The organism is Macrococcus brunensis (assembly GCF_004359615.1).
Classification (GTDB): domain Bacteria; phylum Bacillota; class Bacilli; order Staphylococcales; family Staphylococcaceae; genus Macrococcus; species Macrococcus brunensis.
Genome location: NZ_SCWA01000064.1, coordinates 1 through 391 on the forward strand (window position 1 = coordinate 1; position 391 = coordinate 391).

The following is a 391-nucleotide window of genomic DNA, read 5'->3' on the forward strand; positions in this document are numbered from 1 at the left end:
ATGTGACACCGGGAAGTTTGATGAAGTTATCAGAGAACGATAAAAACATCCTGCTGAACAGTCGTATTCCACGAACAGTCTCCATTATTCTAGCAGGAGTCGCTTTAAGTGTAGCAGGTCTATTGATGCAGCAGTTGACACGCAATAAATTCGTATCACCGACGACTGCGGGAACGATGGATTTCGCGAAACTCGGTATTCTCATTGCGATGATTTTCTTTACCGAAGCTCATATTCTCATTAAATTGTCGTTTGCCATCATCAGCGCAATCATCGGCACGATGGTTTTCATGGGTATTGTCCGACGTATTAAATATAAGGATGCTATCTTTATTCCGCTGGTCGGTCTGATGCTCGGCAATATCGTTTCCAGTTTTGCAACGTTTATGGC

1 protein-coding gene is annotated in these 391 nt (G+C 43.2%); it reads left to right on the plus strand.

The window, feature by feature from the left end:
- The coding region (locus tag ERX27_RS11235; protein WP_165983163.1) for an iron chelate uptake ABC transporter family permease subunit at positions 1-391 on the plus strand (391 nt) is incomplete at both ends.